The sequence below is a fragment of the Mesorhizobium sp. P160187 genome (assembly GCF_057766425.1).
Genome location: NZ_JBYMDX010000004.1, coordinates 810,550 through 826,740, shown reverse-complemented (window position 1 = coordinate 826,740; position 16,191 = coordinate 810,550). Strand labels below are relative to the sequence as shown.

Below are 16,191 nucleotides of genomic sequence, written 5' to 3'. Positions count from 1 at the left end.
TGTTTTGTGGGTGAAAGTTAGCCTGCAAATCCGTCGCATCACTTTCGCCTCTGGTAATTGTGACGTTTTGGCAACAGTTTCTGAACAACCCCCGCGCTAGAGTTCCGCCCGACCAAATTGCCCATTTCCCGCCATAAACCCGGCGCACCTCGAATTTGTCTCGGGACACGCGCCAAAAGGCTCGGCGATGAGGCAGGCCGCGCCGCCCGCGGCAAGGAAGAGAATGGACGCCAAAGTCATCTCCAAGGCCAAGCTGCCTAGCCGCCATGTGACCGTCGGTCCGGCGCGTGCGCCGCACCGTTCGTATCTCTATGCCATGGGGTTGTCGGCGGCCGAGATCGCGCAGCCGCTGGTCGGCGTTGCCTCCTGCTGGAACGAAGCGGCGCCTTGCAACATCTCGCTGATGCGCCAGGCGCAAGTGGTCAAGAAAGGCGTCGCGGCCGCCAACGGCACGCCGCGCGAATTCTGCACCATCACCGTCACCGACGGTATCGCCATGGGCCACCAGGGCATGAAGTCGTCGCTGGTGTCGCGCGATGTCATCGCCGACTCGGTCGAACTCACCATGCGCGGCCATTGCTACGATGCGCTGGTCGGCCTTGCCGGCTGCGACAAGTCGCTGCCCGGCATGATGATGGCCATGGTGCGGCTCAACGTGCCGTCGATCTTCATCTATGGCGGCTCGATCCTGCCGGGCTCCTATCGCGGCCGCCAGATCACTGTGCAGGACGTGTTCGAGGCGGTCGGCCAGCATTCGGTCGGCACGGTCAGCGATGCCGAACTGCTCGAGATCGAGCAGGCGGCGTGTCCGTCCGCCGGCTCCTGCGGGGCCCAGTTCACAGCCAACACCATGGCCACCGTCGCCGAGGCGATTGGCCTCGCGCTGCCCTATTCCTGCGGCGCGCCGGCGCCTTACGAGATGCGCGACCGCTTCAATTTCGCGTCCGGCGAAAAGATCATGGAGCTGATCGCCAAGAACATCCGGCCGCGCGACATCGTCACGCTGAAGGCGCTGGAGAATGCGGCGACCGTGGTCTCGGCCACCGGCGGCTCGACGAATGCGGCTTTGCACCTGCCGGCGATCGCGCATGAGGCAGGCATCAAGTTCGACCTGTTCGACGTTGCCGCGATTTTCGAGAAGACGCCTTACATCGCCGACCTCAAGCCGGGCGGCAAATATGTCGCCAAGGACATGTTCGAGGCCGGCGGCATTCCGCTGTTGATGAAGACGCTGCTCGACCATGGCTATCTGCATGGCGACTGCATGACCGTGACTGGCCGTACTTTGGCCGAAAACATGGAGCATGTTGCCTGGAATGATAGCCAGGATGTGGTCCGTCCCGCCAACCGACCAATCACCCAAACCGGCGGTGTCGTGGGCTTGAAGGGCAACCTTGCCCCCGAAGGCGCGATCGTGAAGGTCGCGGGCATGACGGAGCTGAAATTCTCAGGTCCGGCACGGTGTTTCGATTCGGAAGAGGAATGTTTCGAGGCGGTCACGCACCGCAACTACCGGGAAGGCGAGGTTCTCGTCATCCGTTACGAAGGTCCGCGCGGCGGCCCGGGCATGCGCGAGATGCTGTCGACGACGGCGGCGCTCTACGGCCAGGGCATGGGCGGCAAGGTCGCTCTCATCACCGACGGTCGTTTCTCGGGCGCGACGCGCGGTTTCTGCATCGGTCATGTCGGGCCCGAAGCTGCCGTTGGCGGCCCGATCGGGCTCTTGAAAGACGGCGATGTGATTTCGATCGATGCAACCAAAGGCACGATCGAGGTCGACCTGTCCGAGGCCGAACTGGCAACGCGGGCGAAGGCCTGGAAGGCGCGCACGACCGACTATCAGTCGGGCGCGATCTGGAAATACGCACAAACGGTAGGGCCTGCCCGCGACGGCGCGGTCACCCATCCGGGCGGTGCCAAAGAAACACATTGCTATGCGGATATCTGAGTTGTTGAGGTCGTCTGTCCTTCCGGCACTGGTCGCTGTTGCGATCTTTGGCGCCGTGGGCCAGGCCATGGCCTTCGACGACAAGGTGTTCGACGACAAGACCGGCGTGAAGCCGCAATCGAGCCCATGGGCCGTGTTCCAGTTCGGCTTCTCCGCTTACAAGAGCGGCCACAAGGAACAGGCGGTCGAGGCCTATAAATACGCCGCCGAGAACGGCCAGATCGGCGCCACCTGGAAGCTCGCGCGCATGTACGCCGAAGGCGACGGCGTGACGCGCGACGACTATGCGGCCTTCAAATTCTTCTCCGAGATCGTCGATCAGGATGTCGAGCCGGGATCGCCGGAGGAAAGCTATGTCTCCGACGCGCTGGTGGCGCTGGGCGACTATCTCCGGACAGGTATCCCCGGCAGCCCGGTCGAGGAAAACGAGGTCGCGGCGCAGGAATATTACATGCGCGCGGCCGCCAACTACCGCAACCCGAACGCCCAGTTCGAGATGGGCCAGATGTTTTTGAAGGGCGAGGGCGGCGTCAAGGCCAGCGTCAAGCAGGCCGGCCGCTGGTTCCAACTCGCCGCCGAAAAAGGCCATGCCGGCGCCCAGGCGACGCTCGGCAATCTTCTGTTCCAGAGCGGCAAGATCGTGCGCGGGCTGGCCATGATGACCGCCGCGCTCGAACGCGCCTCGCCGAGCGACCAGCCGTGGATCCGCGGCATGCAGGAAGAGGCATTTGCCGCCGCCGGCGAAGCCGACCGCCGCACGGCGATTTCGCTTGCCGACGATCTTCTCACCAAGGGTGGTGACGACCAGTGAAATTGCCAATCTCCCCCCTTGAGGGGGAGATGCCCGGCAGGGCAGAGGGGGGCGCTGTCCCGCTGGCATTTCAGTTGACTAAAGTTTGCCCGGGTTGGACTGAGAGGGTGAGCTTGTTTGACCGAAAGGTCGCGTTTCTTCGCGCCCCCCTCTGGCCTGCCGGCCATCTCCCCCTCAAAGGCATAGGCGCTAAGATAGCTTTGGCATGGACTGAAACTTGCGCTTTCGTGGTGGTTCGCGCCAGCGATATCGCAAGGCATGGAGATTTTGGCGCAGGGCCGCCAAGGAAGGTTGAGTAAAGATGGTCGCGATCAGAGAGGCGACGATCTGGCGGGTTGCGCGCCACAGTAGCGGGCGCCCGTCGCTCAAGGGGGAGAGACACCCAACTCCTGCGAGAGGGGTTCGGTCACAAGCGCGATGAGGAAGTGTGCAAAGATCCAAGGCTTTGCGATCCTTGGGTCCTTGGCGGGAGGAGAGCGCAGCCCGATCAGGCTCTTCAGGCGCTTGAAGGCGAGCTCGATGCGCCAGCGCATGCGGTAGAGCTTGAAGACCGTATCGGCGGGAAACTCCTCCCGGTCAAGCGAGGTCACAAGCAGGACTAAGCCGGCCGCAATCAGCGTCTGCGGTTGAACCTTGTTGCCCTTGGCCCTGGCTTCCTTGTTGATTTTGCGCCGCGCTTCTTGTGCCGCGGCCTCGGATTTGCGCAAGGCGATCAGGCGCATCTTCACAGGCTCGCCCTTCTTGAGTGCCAGCCGGGCAGGCGTTTCGCAGACTTCCTCCCGGCAGTTCTCCAGGTAGCCGATGAGATCGAACGCCCTGCCGTTGGCGTCGAGCCATCGCGCGTTTTTCCACGACGCGCGCACAACAACATCGCCGCCTTGCGCCATCACCTTGGCGATCCGCTCGGCCTGCAGATAGGCGCGGTCACCGATGCGGATCTCGCCCGGCACCACCGGCACGCGGTCGATCAACTCGGCCTCGCTCTGGTCGGTGATCTCGATGAAGTCGAACTGCTCGCGCTCAAGCTCAAAGGCGCAGTGCATGCGCCAAAGACCATTGTTCTTCTTCTCATACGCACCGGCCTTGGCAACCGCTGTCGCATCGAGGATGCGGATCAGTCGGCCTTTGGCCAAACCTGCATCCTCGCGCTTCAAAAGGTGCCCAATCAACTGCTGCAGCCATGGTCCTGCATTGCGCAGCCGGCCAAGCAACGCCACGTCCGAAATGTCGGCAATCCCGCTCGCCGCCGCCCAGGCCACGACGCCCCGCATGCCAACCTTGCCAAGGCAGTAAGCCAGTGTCAGGCGCAACAGGTCGCTCGCCGACCTGACGCCGCGCGGGCGCAGGAACGCCTTCGTCTCGCGGGCGCTTGCTGCGATCAACTCTTCGCCGCCCAGAAGCTCAATCGTCTCGGCCCAGCCGTCATCAACAAGCGATTCGTGTGTCATCGCAGTGTAGAATCACACCCGATTCCGCAGGGCAATACCTATCTTAGCGCCTATGCCCGCAAGGGGGGAGATTAGCTCACATCCATCAGTTCTCGGTGAGTTCCGCCGGCGCCGCTCTGTGTACCGGCACCGAGATCGGCGTGACGTGCAGATGCGGCTTCATCGTGCTGTCGGGGCAGCTGTCGCCGATCTTGGTCCATGAGGTGTTGTTGAGCACCAGGTCGCAGCGGGCCATATGGCTCTTGTCTGAAACCGTCAGGCAGGTGACCTGGCCGACCTGGTAGGACTTGCCATTGGCCAGGCACTGCTGGTCGGCAAGTGCCGCTGCAGGGGAGGCCATGGCAAATGCCAGGCCGATCGGGCAAAGGAGGAATCGTAGTGCCATGGAACCCCAGCCGCCATGCTGATCTCTGACTGAATGGCGCGATTGTGGCGATATCAGGGTTTCGGCTGATCAGGCCGGCAGCAGCGCCAGATCGATCGCCACCGGCACGTGGTCGGAAGGTTTTTCCCAGGCGCGCACATGCTTTTCGATCGAGGCCGAGGAAAAGCGGTTGGCCGCTTCGGGCGACAACAGCAGATGGTCGATGCGGATGCCGTTGTTCTTCTGCCAGGCGCCGGCCTGGTAGTCCCAGAAGGTGTAGACGTCGGCCGCATCGGTGACGGCGCGCACCGCCTCTGTAAAGCCGAGATTCTTCAGCCGCCGGAAGGCCTGCCGGGTCTGCGGCTGGAACAGCGCATCGCCAAGCCAGTTCTCGGGGAAGCGCGCATCGACCGGCTCGGGGATGACATTGTAGTCGCCGGCCAGCACCAGCGCCTCCTCCAGAAGCAGCCGCTGCTCGGCCCAGCGATGCAGCCGTTCCATCCAGGCCAGCTTGTAGGGAAACTTCTTCTCGTCATCGACCGGGTTGCCGTTGGGCAGATAGAGCGAGGCGACGCGCAGCGCGCCCTGGTCGGTCGAGAACACGCCCTCGATGAAGCGCGCCTGCTCATCAGTCTCGTCGCCTGGCAGGCCTCTGATAACCTCGTCGAACGGAAGTTTTGACAGCAGGGCGACGCCGTTAAAGCCCTTCTGGCCATGGGTTTCTACGTTGTAGCCAAGCGCCTCGATCTCGGCGCGCGGGAACTGCTCGTCGACCGATTTGATCTCCTGCAGGCAGACGATGTCGGGCTGGCTTTCGCTCAGCCAGTGGGTGAGGTTGCCGATGCGGGCGCGAATGCCGTTTATGTTCCAGGTGACGATTTTCATGGGCGGCCTCAGGGATGTTCGGGCGAAAGACGTTCGACAAGCCCGATCGTATTGCCTGCCGGGTCCTTTAGAAAGGCCATCCACTCGCTTTCCCCCGCCGTTCCGAACGTGCCTTCGGTGTCGTTGTGGACGAGCGCCGGCGGTGCGGTGAAGGGAACGCCGGACGCTTTCGCCTCGGCGTGGAAGGCTTCGAGCCCGGCTATATCGAGATAGACGGTGCCGGCCGGAACGCCATCGGTGAACAGCAACCTGATATCACCGGCCATGATGAAGGCGATGCCCGGCGGATCGTAGCGGGCATGAACGCTGAGGCCGAGCACATCGTGCCAGAAGGCCAGCGTGACGTCGAGGTCGCGCCCGGCCGACAGTGCGACCTGACGGACCGCGCCGACGCCGGACATCTGCCTAGATGGAGAAACTGGTGCCGCAGCCGCAGGAGGCGACTGCATTGGGGTTGCGGATCTGGAACGACTGGCCCATCAGATCGTCGACGAAGTCGATCACCGAGCCGCCCATATAGACCAGCGACAAATCGTCGATCAGCACGGTGGCGCCGTCCTTTTCGATGGCGACGTCGTCGTCATTGCGCGTATCGACCAGGTCGAACTTGTAGGAAAAGCCGGAGCAGCCGCCGCCCTCTACTGAGACGCGCAGCGCCGTCTTGCCGGCCTCGCCAGAGACGATTTTCGCGATCCGCCTGGCGGCGGACTCGGTCATCTCGACTTTCATGGCAGTCTTGGCATCAGCGCCCATGGGCGTCACCTTGCTTTCGGTTTCACATGATAGGTATGAAGCGGGAAGGGGCAAGTCAACTGCGGCGGCATCAGCCATGACAAATGAGCTTGGCGACATTGGGTTCGGCTATCGGCCGCGCGCGGCCTATGCCAGCGACCCAGCCAGGTCGCGCGGGCGGCTCTATGACGAGGTCGAGAGCCCGACTCGCACGCCATTCCAGCGCGACCGCGACCGCATCATCCATTCCACCGCGTTCCGCCGCCTGAAGCACAAGACGCAGGTGTTCGTCGCCCATGAAGGCGACCACTATCGCACCCGGCTGACGCATTCGATCGAGGTCGCGCAGATTGCGCGGGCTCTGGCGCGAGCGCTGCGCGGCGACGAGGATCTGGCCGAGGCGGTCGCCTTGGTGCACGATTTCGGTCACACGCCGTTCGGCCATACCGGCGAGGACGCGCTGAACGAGCGGATGGCCCAATGGGGCGGCTTCGACCACAATGCGCAGTCGCTGCGCGTGGTGACGCGGCTGGAGCGGCGCTATGCCGAGTTCGACGGGCTAAACCTGACCTGGGAAACGCTGGAAGGGCTGGTCAAGCACAATGGGCCGCTGACAGATGCCAAGGGAAAAGGGCTCAAAGGCCCGGTGCCGCAGGCGATCCGCGACTATTCCGAGCTGCACGACCTCGAACTCGACCATTTCGCCGGCATCGAGGCGCAATGTGCTGCGATCGCCGACGATATCGCCTACAACACCCATGACATCGACGACGGCCTGCGCTCCGGCTTCCTGACCTTGGACATGCTGGAAACGGTGGCGCTGCCGGGATCGATCCTGGCAAGCGTGCGCGCGCGCTATCCGGGCCTGGACGATGTGCGCACCGGCCATGAGCTGATGCGCCGGCAGATCACGATGATGGTCGAGGATGTCATTGTTTCCACCACCGCCAATCTTGAGCGCATCAAGCCTGACAGCGCCGAAGCGGTGCGGGCGGCGGGCGAAACGATGGTGACCTTTTCCGCTGACGTGGCGGCGACCGAGAAGGAATTGAAGACCTTTCTCTACAAGCATCTCTACCGGCATGACGAGGTGATGCGCGTTCGCACTGAGGCCGAGCAGATCGTGCGCGACCTGTTCGATGTCTATTTCGCCGATCCGCGCGCCATGCCGGACGGCTGGCGGGAGGGGCTCGACCGGGCGGAGGACCGCATCAAGGCGCGCAGCGTCGCCGATTTCCTGGCGGGGATGACGGATACCTACGCCTTGAAGGAACACCGCCGTCTGTTTGACCATACGCCCGATTTAAGCTAGGGCGGGCGCGATTTGCCGGCCAATGAGCCGGTTCCCCTGCACAGTCCGCCAGAGCAAGACCCATGAACATCTTCGCCGATTTCAGCGCGCGAATCACAAAAGCCGTCGAAGCGCTTGATTTGAAAGACAGTAATGGCGTTTCGCCCGACCTGTCGCGCATCGCCGTCGAGCCGCCGCGCGACGCCAGCCATGGCGATCTCGCCACCAATGCGGCGATGGTACTGGCCAAGCCCACCGGGCAGAACCCGCGCGCGCTGGCCGAGCGGCTGGTGGAAGTGCTGCGCAGCGACGCCGATGTTGCCGAAGCCGACGTCGCCGGTCCCGGCTTCGTCAATCTCCGGCTCAAGGACGCTTTCTGGCAGGCACATCTGACTGCGCTGCTGGGCGAGGGGCAAAACTACGGCCGCTCGACCATTGGTGGCGGCAAGAAGACCAATGTCGAATATGTCTCGGCCAATCCGACCGGGCCGATGCATGTCGGCCATTGCCGGGGCGCGGTTGTCGGCGACACGCTTGCAAATCTGATGGCCTTCGCCGGCTATGACGTCACCAAGGAATACATCATCAACGACGCCGGCGCGCAGATCGACGTGCTCGGGCGTTCGGCCTTCCTGCGCTACCGCGAAGCGCTGGGCGACGACATTGGCGAGATACCGGCCGGTCTCTATCCCGGCGATTACCTTGTGCCGGTCGGTCAGGCGCTGGCTGCCGAATTTGGCCGCAAGCTCTTGCAGATGCCCGACGATGAGTCGCTGGTAATCGTCAAGGACCGCACGATCGACGCCATGATGGTGATGATCCGCGAGGATCTGGCGTTGCTCAATGTCCATCACGACGTTTTCTTCTCCGAGCGCACGCTGCATGCCGACAATGCCAGGAGGATCCGCTCGGCGATCAACGATCTGACGCTGAAGGGCCATATCTACAAGGGCAAGCTGCCGCCGCCCAAGGGCGAGAAGCCGGACGACTGGGAAGACCGCGAGCAGACGCTGTTCCGCTCGACGGCGGTCGGCGACGACATGGACCGGGCGCTGGTCAAGTCCGACGGCTCGTTCACCTATTTCGCCGCCGACGTCGCCTATCTCAAGGACAAGGTCGACCGCGGTTTCGTCGGCCTGATCTATGTGCTGGGCGCCGACCATGGCGGCTACGTCAAGCGGCTGGAAGCGCTGGCGCGGGCGATTGCAGGCGATGATCTGAAGCTGCAACTCACGGTGCTCCTGTGCAATCTGGTGAAGCTGTTTCGCGATGGCGAACCGGTTCGGATGTCGAAGCGGTCGGGCGACTTCGTGACCTTGCGCGAAGCGGTGGAGGAGGTGGGCCGCGATGCGATCCGCTTCATGATGCTCTACCGCAAGAGCGACGCGCCGCTCGACTTCGATTTCGCCAAGGTCACCGAACAGTCCAAGGACAATCCCGTGTTCTACGTGCAGTACGCTTCGGCGCGCTGTCATTCGGTGTTCCGGCAGGCGAGCGAGCAACTGGGCGAGGCCAATTTCGACCGCAACAGCCTGGCCGCGGCCTCGGCGTCGCTCACCGATGAGGGCGAGATCGGCCTGATCCGGAAGCTGGCTGAATATCCCCGGCTGGTCGAATCTGCGGCCCTTGCGCTGGAGCCGCACCGGCTGGCATTCTACCTCTACGATCTGGCTTCCAGCTTCCATGGACACTGGAATCGGGGCACCGAGAATGCCGACTTACGTTTTGTTAAGGTTAACGACCGACAATTGACTCATGCCAGACTAGGGCTGGTGCAGGCTGTTTCGGATGTTTTGACCTCCGGCCTGACGCTGATTGGGGCTGATGCGCCCACTGAGATGCGTTAGGTTTAACTAAAACACCTGTCACCATTTGCCCACATTGCGCTGGTAAGGGCCAACCCTACGCGACGTCCATGGCGTCCGAATGAGTGCGAGTTCGGGAACAATAATGGCAGACAGAACCCAGCTGAGAGTAGCCGACAACAACGACATCGCCGAAGATGATCCGTTCGCTGAACTGACCAGGATCATGGGTTTCGATCCGCGCCAGCCGGTCAAGCCGCAGGCGCCAGCCGTCGAGACGGCTGCGGACGAGGGCGATTTCGACATCGACCTCGAGAAGGAGTTGATGGGCGAATTCGGCGATGAAGTCGGTTCCATGGAGGCCAGCCAGCCAGCTCCCGAGGTTCACCAGCCTGCCGCTGAGCCCTACGAACCTGCTGCCGAGATTCGCGAGCCGGCTTTCGAAACCACCGATGCCGCGATGGACGATGCGCTGGCTGCTTCGCTGGAATATGATTTCGTCTTCGACGATGCCGCCGATCTGGATTTCGGCGCTGCCCCGCAGGCTGCGGCTGCTCCCGTTGAACCCTCGGTTGCCGAACCTTGGTTTGCCGAGCCCGCATTCGACGAAGCTGCATTCGATGACGATTTCGACAATGCCGTGGCCAGTTCACTGGAAAACGTATCGCCGCTCGAAGACGACCTGCCGATGGATGACGAGCTTGCCGCTTCGCTCGAGCAGGGGTTGCTGCTCGATGACGATGCGACCGTCGCCCATGCCGCAGATGTCGCGCAGGTTGCTGCTGCGCCTGCCGACGATCTCGCGTTCGACGATGATTTCGACAATGCCGTCTCGATGTCGCTGGAAGACGAGCTGACGCTGGACGGTCCTGCGCCGGCGCAGGACCAGTATGCCGCGCCAGTAGCCGAGGCGCCGATCCATACCTTCGACGCCGTCGGCTCCGCCGACCACGCTGTTGCCGACGAGGATTTTGCGGGTCATTTCGATGGCGCGATGGCCGATGTCGACATGGACTTTGCGGCCCAGGATTTTGCAGCCCAGGATTTTGCGGCCGAGCATTTCGAGCCTCAGGCTTTCGAGGCTCAGCCTGTTGAGGCCGAGGATCCGGAAGAGCGCGATCTGGATGTCAGCGATCTGCAGGCCAGCGCGCCGGTTGAGATGGATGCGCCGGAAGTGGACGAGACGCCGGCCTGGACCGTGGAGGCCAGCCCCTCTCATGAGACTGCGCACGAAGCATTCGACGATTTCGATCTGAGCATCGATGATGCGCTTGCCGATCACGAGCCGGTGGCCGAGACCGCACCCGCTCCGGTTCAGCCAACTCCGGTCGCACCAACCTATGTGGCGCCTACCAATATGGCGACCCCGGCCGCTCCGGTCGCTGACGAACGGACGTTGGAAGATGAACTCAACGCGCTGCTTGGCGCCATGACCACACCACGCCCGGCGCCAGTCGCCCCGATTCCGGTGGTCACCGAGCCCACCAGGGCTGCCGCCATCGAGCCCACCAGGACTTATGAGCCGGTTGCCCCGGTGCAGCGGTCCGTCGCGACGCCGGTCGCTCCGGTCGATAATCTCGACTGGGACCTAGACGAACACGCGCCTGCTCCTCAGGAGGCCCAGGCGGACGATGCCGATTTCGACGATCTGCTTGCCGGCGAACTTGAAGGCCATGTGCCCGAGATCGAGTTCGATGATCACGCCTTCGACGCGGCGCTGGCCAAGGGCATCGATCTCGGTCATGACGATACGGCAGCACCGGTCGCTGGCGATTGGCGCTCGACGCCGCCGGAGCCGGCGCGTTCGTGGAGCCGCGTGACTCCCACCCCGGCCCAGCCTTCCTTTGCAGCGCAGCCGCAAGCTTCTTTTGCAGAAAAGCCGTCCATGCCGCCGGCGGCAGCGCCAAGCTATCGCGACCAGCCGGTTGCCGCTGCTGCCTATGTGGCGCCGACGCCATCGCGCCAGGCGCCGCCTCAGGCCTATGACGAGATGCCGGATGTCGAGACGGTCGATGTGCCGGAGCGTGTGGTGGCGATTGCCGACGACCTCGACATTCCAGAACTCAGCTTCGAGCAAGACGAGCCGGCCGCCTATGACGACATCGACGCCGAATTCGCCGGCATGCTCAACGACATGAACGCGGTGGAAGTGGCGCCGCCCACTGCCGCACGCAGTGCCGGCTATGATGACGATTCCTACAGTTCCAGCTTCAGTTCGGGCCACGAGCTCGACCAGCGCGCCTATGCGGCGCGGCCAGCCGAAGTGCTTGCAGCCACGCAAGCTCACCACGCCGATGCCGCCGGCGGCTTCGACATGGACGATCTGCCCGGCAGCCAGCCGGTTTCGCAGGCCGACGATTTCGCGGTCGACGAACTCGACTACGATCCGGATCTGGACGAGGCAATGGCGGTGCCGGGCCTCGCCGAGCAGGAAGCCGCACGGCCGCGCAGGAGCGGGCTGCTGTTCGCGGGGGTCGTTGCTGCGGTTGCGATTGCCGGCGGCCTTGGCGCCTTCGCCTTGTCGTTCGGCGGCAAGGGCGGCAGCGATGCGCCGGTCATTGTCAAAGCCGACAACAGGCCGATCAAGGTCAAGCCCGAAAATCCGGGCGGCGCCGTGGTGCCGAACCAGGACAACAAGGTTTATGATGCGGTCGCCAAGGGCACCAAGCCGGCCGAGCCGGTTCAGGAGAAGCTGGTCACCAACACCGAAGAGCCGGTCGATGTGAAGGCGCAGGAGCCTGAAAGCCGCGTCGTCGATCTGTCGCCCTACGATACTGCCCCAGGCCCCGACGCTGCCGGCAACCCCGAAGCTGCCGTCAACCCCGACGCTGCCGGCAACCCCGACGCGGCTGTCGCGCCGGCGCCAAAATCCGAGGACCGCATTGCGCAGGTGCTGCAGGAAGCCGAGAAGAACCCCGATACGGTCGCCGTTGCCCCGCGCAAGGTGCGGACCATGGTGGTCAAGCCCGACGGCTCGTTGGTGGCACGCGAGGACTCGACGCCGGCCGCGCCGCAGGTTGCGGCGACTGAGCCGCTTGACCCGGCGCCGCAGCACGTCGCCCCTTCGGCCGATGCCGAGCAGACCGGCACCGTGGCGCCTGCCGATCAGGCAAATAGCGACCAGGCAAGTGCCGAGACCGCCAAGCCGGTCAAGCCGGTGAAGCCGGCGGCTGCGCCGAAGGCTGAGACCCAGTCCGCCAACACGCCGCAGACGGTTGCCGTGGCGCCGCAGCGCCCGTCCGACCAGCCGGTCGACGTGGTCGGCGAGGTCAAGCCCGACCAGGTTGCCTCCATCCCGGCGACGGCTTCGACATCGGGCGGTTCGTGGTCGATGCAGATCGCTTCGCAGCCGACGGTCGAAAGCGCCCAGGCCAACTACGCCGACCTGCAGCGCCGCTATGGAAATGTGCTCGCCGGTCGCACCGCCAACATCGTCAAGGCGGAGATCGCCGGCAAGGGCACCTTCTACCGTGTCCGGGTGCCTGCGCAATCGCGCAACGATGCGATCAATCTGTGCACCAGCTACAAGGCTGCCGGCGGCAACTGCTTCGTGTCTCGGTAAGGCCGGATCCAATTATCAGAGCCGGTGCGTTCCCAAGGGTCGCGCCGGCTTTTTCATGTGGATGGGCGAGAGGTTGAGGCGCTTGCCGTCCGGGGAGATTCCCTTTGCCGGCGCGAAGCCCTAAACTGGTGGAATGACCGAATCAAAATCCATGATCCTCGGCTGTGCCGGGAAATCGCTGACCCGCGAAGAAATCCGTTTCTATCGCAATGAATGCCCGTGGGGCTTCATCCTGTTTGCGCGCAACATCGGCGAAACCGAGCAGATCCGCGATCTGGTCGCCGAAATGCGCGACTGTATCGGGCGCCCCGATGCGCTGGTGTTCATCGACCAGGAAGGTGGCCGGGTGCAGCGCCTGCGGCCGCCGCTGGCGCCGAACTATCCCGCCGGCGGCGCGCTCGGTGCATTGTGGCGCAAGGACCATGATGCCGGCACCCGCGCTGCCTGGCTGATGGCGCGGCTGCACGCCTTCGACCTGTTACGCTACGGTATCTCTGCCGATTGCCTGCCGGTGCTGGACGTGCCGATCGAGGGCGCCAGCGACGTCATCGGCGCGCGCGCCTATGGCAAGGAGCCGCGCCCGGTCATCGAACTCGGCCGCGCGGCGGCGGAAGGGCTGATGTCGGGCGGCGTGCTGCCGGTCATGAAGCACATTCCGGGTCACGGGCGCGCCTTTGCCGACACGCATTTCGAACTGCCTGTGGTCGATGCCTCGCTGAGCGACCTGCAGCGGCATGATTTCGCCCCTTTCCGCGAGCTTAGCCATCTGCCGATGGCGATGACGGCGCATGTCGTCTATAGCGCCATCGATCCGAACAACCCGGCGACCACGTCAGGTAAGGTCATCGACGAGATCATCCGCCGCGAGATCGGCTTCGACGGGCTGTTGATGAGCGACGACACCTCGATGAAGGCACTTTCTGGGGATTTCCCGACAAAGGCGGCCTCGATCCTTGCGGCGGGCTGCGATCTGGTCCTTCACTGCAATGGCGTTTTCGAGGAGATGGCGGGCATCGCATCGCGAACCACGGGACTTGAAGGGACATCGCTGGAGCGCGCCAAGCGGGCGCTGACCTATATAAGGGATCGCGACCGGGCCGACGAAACCGAGATACGCGCCGAGTTTGCCACCTATTTCGATGCGGTGGCCTAGAGACGGATGATTTCAGGTCTGTTCGACCTGAAATCTGAATCCGTCTCTAAATTAGATAGAGAGAGCATGATGTCGTCCGAAAACCGCTTCACACTTTTCGGCATCATGCTCTAACCAGAGGTAAAGGAACAAGTGGCGGAGACATTGGACAGCAAGGCTGCGAAGGCCGCACCGATGGACCGTCTGTGGGCCGAGAACGACGATTCACGGGTCACCGGCGACCCGTCGCTTGTCGTCGACGTCGCCGGGTTCGAAGGTCCGCTCGACCTCTTGCTGCATCTCGCCCGCAACCAAAAGGTCGATCTGTCGCGGATTTCCATCTTGGCGCTGGTCGAGCAGTATCTGACCTTCGTCGAGACGGCGAGGGCGCTAAGGCTTGAGCTTGCCGCCGACTACCTGGTGATGGCGGCGTGGCTGGCCTTCCTCAAGTCGAAGCTCCTCATCCCCAAGCAGCCCGGCGAGGAAGGCGAAAGCGGCGAGGAACTGGCCGCGGTGCTGCAGTTCCGGCTGAAGCGTCTGGAGGCCATGCGCGACGCCTCGGCAAGGCTGGTCAACCGCAACCGGCTCGGCCGCGACGTGTTTGCACGCGGCATGCCTGAAATGGTCATCGTCGAGAAGCGTAACGCCTATTCGGCCTCGCTCTACGATTTGCTCACCGCCTATGCGCAGCAGCGCCAGAAACAGGCGATCACCAATGTGACAATTGCCCGGCGTGGCGTGTGGTCGCTCAAGGATGCGCGCGATATCCTGACCCGGCTGGTCGGCTCGCTGCGCGACTGGACGGCGCTGGACAGCTATCTGATCAATTACCTGACCAGCCCGGACGAACGGCGTACCGCGATTGCCAGCTCGTTTGCGGCGTCGCTGGAACTGGTGCGCGAAGGCAGCATCGAGATGCGGCAGGACCAGGTGTTCGCGCCGCTCTATCTGCGCGGCCGCGCGCAGCCAATCAAGGCAGTCGAGGTGGCATCATGAGCGAACGCGCCAACGCTTCGGTCATTCCGTTCAAGGTCGAAGAAGAGACCGAGGAGGGCATTATCGCCCAGGACCCGACTGATACCCTGCTTCTGAATCCTGGCGAACGGCTGCATATGGCCGAAGCCATACGCATGGCCGAGGCGATTGTGTTCGCCAGCGCCGAGCCGGTCAGCGAAAAGCAGCTCGCAGCCAGATTGCCCGACGGCATCAGCATAGCCGCTGCCATGGCTGAGCTGCAGCAGATCTATGCGCGGCGCGGCGTCAATCTGGTCCGGGTCGGCGATGCCTGGGCTTTCCGTACCGCCGGCGATCTCGCCTTCCTGATGAGCCGCGACACGGTGCAGCAGCGCAAGCTGTCGCGCGCGGCGCTCGAAGTGCTGGCGATCATCGCCTACCACCAGCCGGTGACGCGCGCCGAGATCGAGGACATCAGAGGCGTCGAGACCTCGAAGGGCACGCTGGATACGCTGCTCGAAACGGAATGGGTGCGCATGCGCGGCCGCCGCCGCACGCCCGGCCGTCCCGTCACCTACGGCACGACAGACACTTTCCTCGACCATTTCGCACTGGAGGATATCCGCGATCTTCCCGGCATGGACGAACTGAAGGGGGCAGGGCTGCTTTCCGGCCGAATGCCGTCGAATTTCGCCATCCCGTTGCCGCCGGCCGATCCGGACGCCCTGACCGAGGACGAGGATGCGTTGACCGACATCGATCTCGAGGAACTCGGCCTGCTGACGCCGCGCGTCACGGAAGATTGACCGCAAGCGGCTGTCAAAAAGCTGCATTGCTGCGGTAGATGCGCCGATTGGTAGCGGGCAGCTTTGCCGAAAATGCGTGACATAAGCCGCGCCTTCATAAACTTTGTCGCTGTTGTGTTTGAATCCCAACGCGAAAACGCATAGATCATCGCCAGGGAAAACATTCGAGAGAGAGTTACAATGGGTTCATTTTCGATTTGGCACTGGATGATCGTGCTGGTGATTGTGCTGCTGGTGTTCGGCCGCGGCAAGATACCCGAGCTGATGGGCGACATGGCGAAGGGCATCAAGAGCTTCAAGAAGGGCATGGCCGACGACGATACCGCCGAAGACAAGCGCACCGTCGAGCACCGCCCGGACGAGACCGTTTCGGCAGTGAAGGAAAAGGCCAGCAAGAGCTGAGCCCGAGGTTGTTGCTTTTGAGCAAGTCCTGTCCAAAAGCCGCTTCGCACT

General features: G+C 63.4%; 14 protein-coding genes. 9 read left to right on the top strand and 5 right to left on the bottom strand.

The window, feature by feature from the left end; all coding sequences use genetic code 11:
- Nucleotides 1-223 precede the first annotated feature (223 nt).
- Complete coding sequence (gene ilvD, locus AC3CCE_RS21060; protein ID WP_023688211.1) at nt 224-1,948, top strand: dihydroxy-acid dehydratase; 1,725 nt, start codon at nt 224-226, stop codon at nt 1,946-1,948.
- Nucleotides 1,935-2,759 (top strand): tetratricopeptide repeat protein, encoded by an 825-nt coding sequence (locus AC3CCE_RS21055; RefSeq protein ID WP_023714413.1) that lies wholly within the window; start codon nt 1,935-1,937, stop codon nt 2,757-2,759. The genes ilvD and AC3CCE_RS21055 overlap by 14 nt, the downstream gene beginning before the upstream one ends.
- A 365-nt stretch (nt 2,760-3,124) precedes the next feature.
- Here the strand turns inward: AC3CCE_RS21055 and AC3CCE_RS21050 are convergent, their stop codons facing one another.
- The 5 genes from AC3CCE_RS21050 to erpA form a co-directional block, all read right to left on the bottom strand.
- A complete protein-coding gene (locus AC3CCE_RS21050; RefSeq protein WP_488377189.1) occupies nt 3,125-4,207 on the bottom strand; it encodes a transposase in 1,083 nt (360 codons plus the stop codon).
- A gap of 85 nt (nt 4,208-4,292) precedes the next feature.
- On the bottom strand, nt 4,293-4,547 hold the full coding sequence (locus AC3CCE_RS21045; protein ID WP_352984105.1) for a hypothetical protein: 255 nt from the start codon (nt 4,545-4,547) through the stop codon (nt 4,293-4,295).
- Between the two features lie 114 nt (nt 4,548-4,661).
- A complete protein-coding gene (gene xth / locus AC3CCE_RS21040; protein WP_023688213.1) occupies nt 4,662-5,456 on the bottom strand; it encodes an exodeoxyribonuclease III in 795 nt (264 codons plus the stop codon).
- Nucleotides 5,457-5,464: 8 nt separating this feature from the next.
- Nucleotides 5,465-5,857 (bottom strand): VOC family protein, encoded by a 393-nt coding sequence (locus tag AC3CCE_RS21035; protein ID WP_023681658.1) that lies wholly within the window; start codon nt 5,855-5,857, stop codon nt 5,465-5,467.
- Nucleotides 5,858-5,861: 4 nt separating this feature from the next.
- On the bottom strand, nt 5,862-6,209 hold the full coding sequence (gene erpA, locus AC3CCE_RS21030; protein ID WP_027050337.1) for an iron-sulfur cluster insertion protein ErpA: 348 nt from the start codon (nt 6,207-6,209) through the stop codon (nt 5,862-5,864).
- Between the two features lie 76 nt (nt 6,210-6,285).
- Between erpA and AC3CCE_RS21025 the strand changes: the two genes are divergently transcribed.
- The 7 genes from AC3CCE_RS21025 to AC3CCE_RS20995 all read left to right on the top strand — a co-directional run bounded on the left by AC3CCE_RS21025 (nt 6,286) and on the right by AC3CCE_RS20995 (nt 16,140).
- The gene (locus AC3CCE_RS21025; RefSeq protein WP_023716245.1) at nt 6,286-7,500 is read left to right on the top strand and encodes a deoxyguanosinetriphosphate triphosphohydrolase; all 1,215 of its coding nucleotides are present in this window, start codon (nt 6,286-6,288) and stop codon (nt 7,498-7,500) included.
- Nucleotides 7,501-7,562: 62 nt separating this feature from the next.
- Nucleotides 7,563-9,326, top strand: coding sequence for an arginine--tRNA ligase (gene argS, locus AC3CCE_RS21020; protein WP_352625648.1), 1,764 nt, complete (start codon nt 7,563-7,565; stop codon nt 9,324-9,326).
- Between the two features lie 103 nt (nt 9,327-9,429).
- Nucleotides 9,430-12,846, top strand: coding sequence for an SPOR domain-containing protein (locus AC3CCE_RS21015; RefSeq protein WP_352625650.1), 3,417 nt, complete (start codon nt 9,430-9,432; stop codon nt 12,844-12,846).
- A gap of 133 nt (nt 12,847-12,979) precedes the next feature.
- Nucleotides 12,980-13,999 (top strand): beta-N-acetylhexosaminidase, encoded by a 1,020-nt coding sequence (gene nagZ, locus AC3CCE_RS21010; protein ID WP_023681654.1) that lies wholly within the window; start codon nt 12,980-12,982, stop codon nt 13,997-13,999.
- A gap of 174 nt (nt 14,000-14,173) precedes the next feature.
- Nucleotides 14,174-14,974 carry a segregation and condensation protein A gene (locus AC3CCE_RS21005; protein WP_352625821.1) on the top strand — a complete coding sequence of 267 codons (801 nt, stop codon included), beginning with the start codon at nt 14,174-14,176 and terminating at the stop codon, nt 14,972-14,974.
- Entirely contained in the window at nt 14,971-15,738 is a 768-nt protein-coding gene (gene scpB, locus AC3CCE_RS21000; RefSeq protein WP_023735290.1) for an SMC-Scp complex subunit ScpB, read from the top strand. Before AC3CCE_RS21005 ends, scpB begins: the two co-directional genes overlap by 4 nt.
- A gap of 180 nt (nt 15,739-15,918) precedes the next feature.
- Nucleotides 15,919-16,140 carry a twin-arginine translocase TatA/TatE family subunit gene (locus AC3CCE_RS20995; protein ID WP_023681650.1) on the top strand — a complete coding sequence of 74 codons (222 nt, stop codon included), beginning with the start codon at nt 15,919-15,921 and terminating at the stop codon, nt 16,138-16,140.
- Nucleotides 16,141-16,191 lie beyond the last annotated feature (51 nt).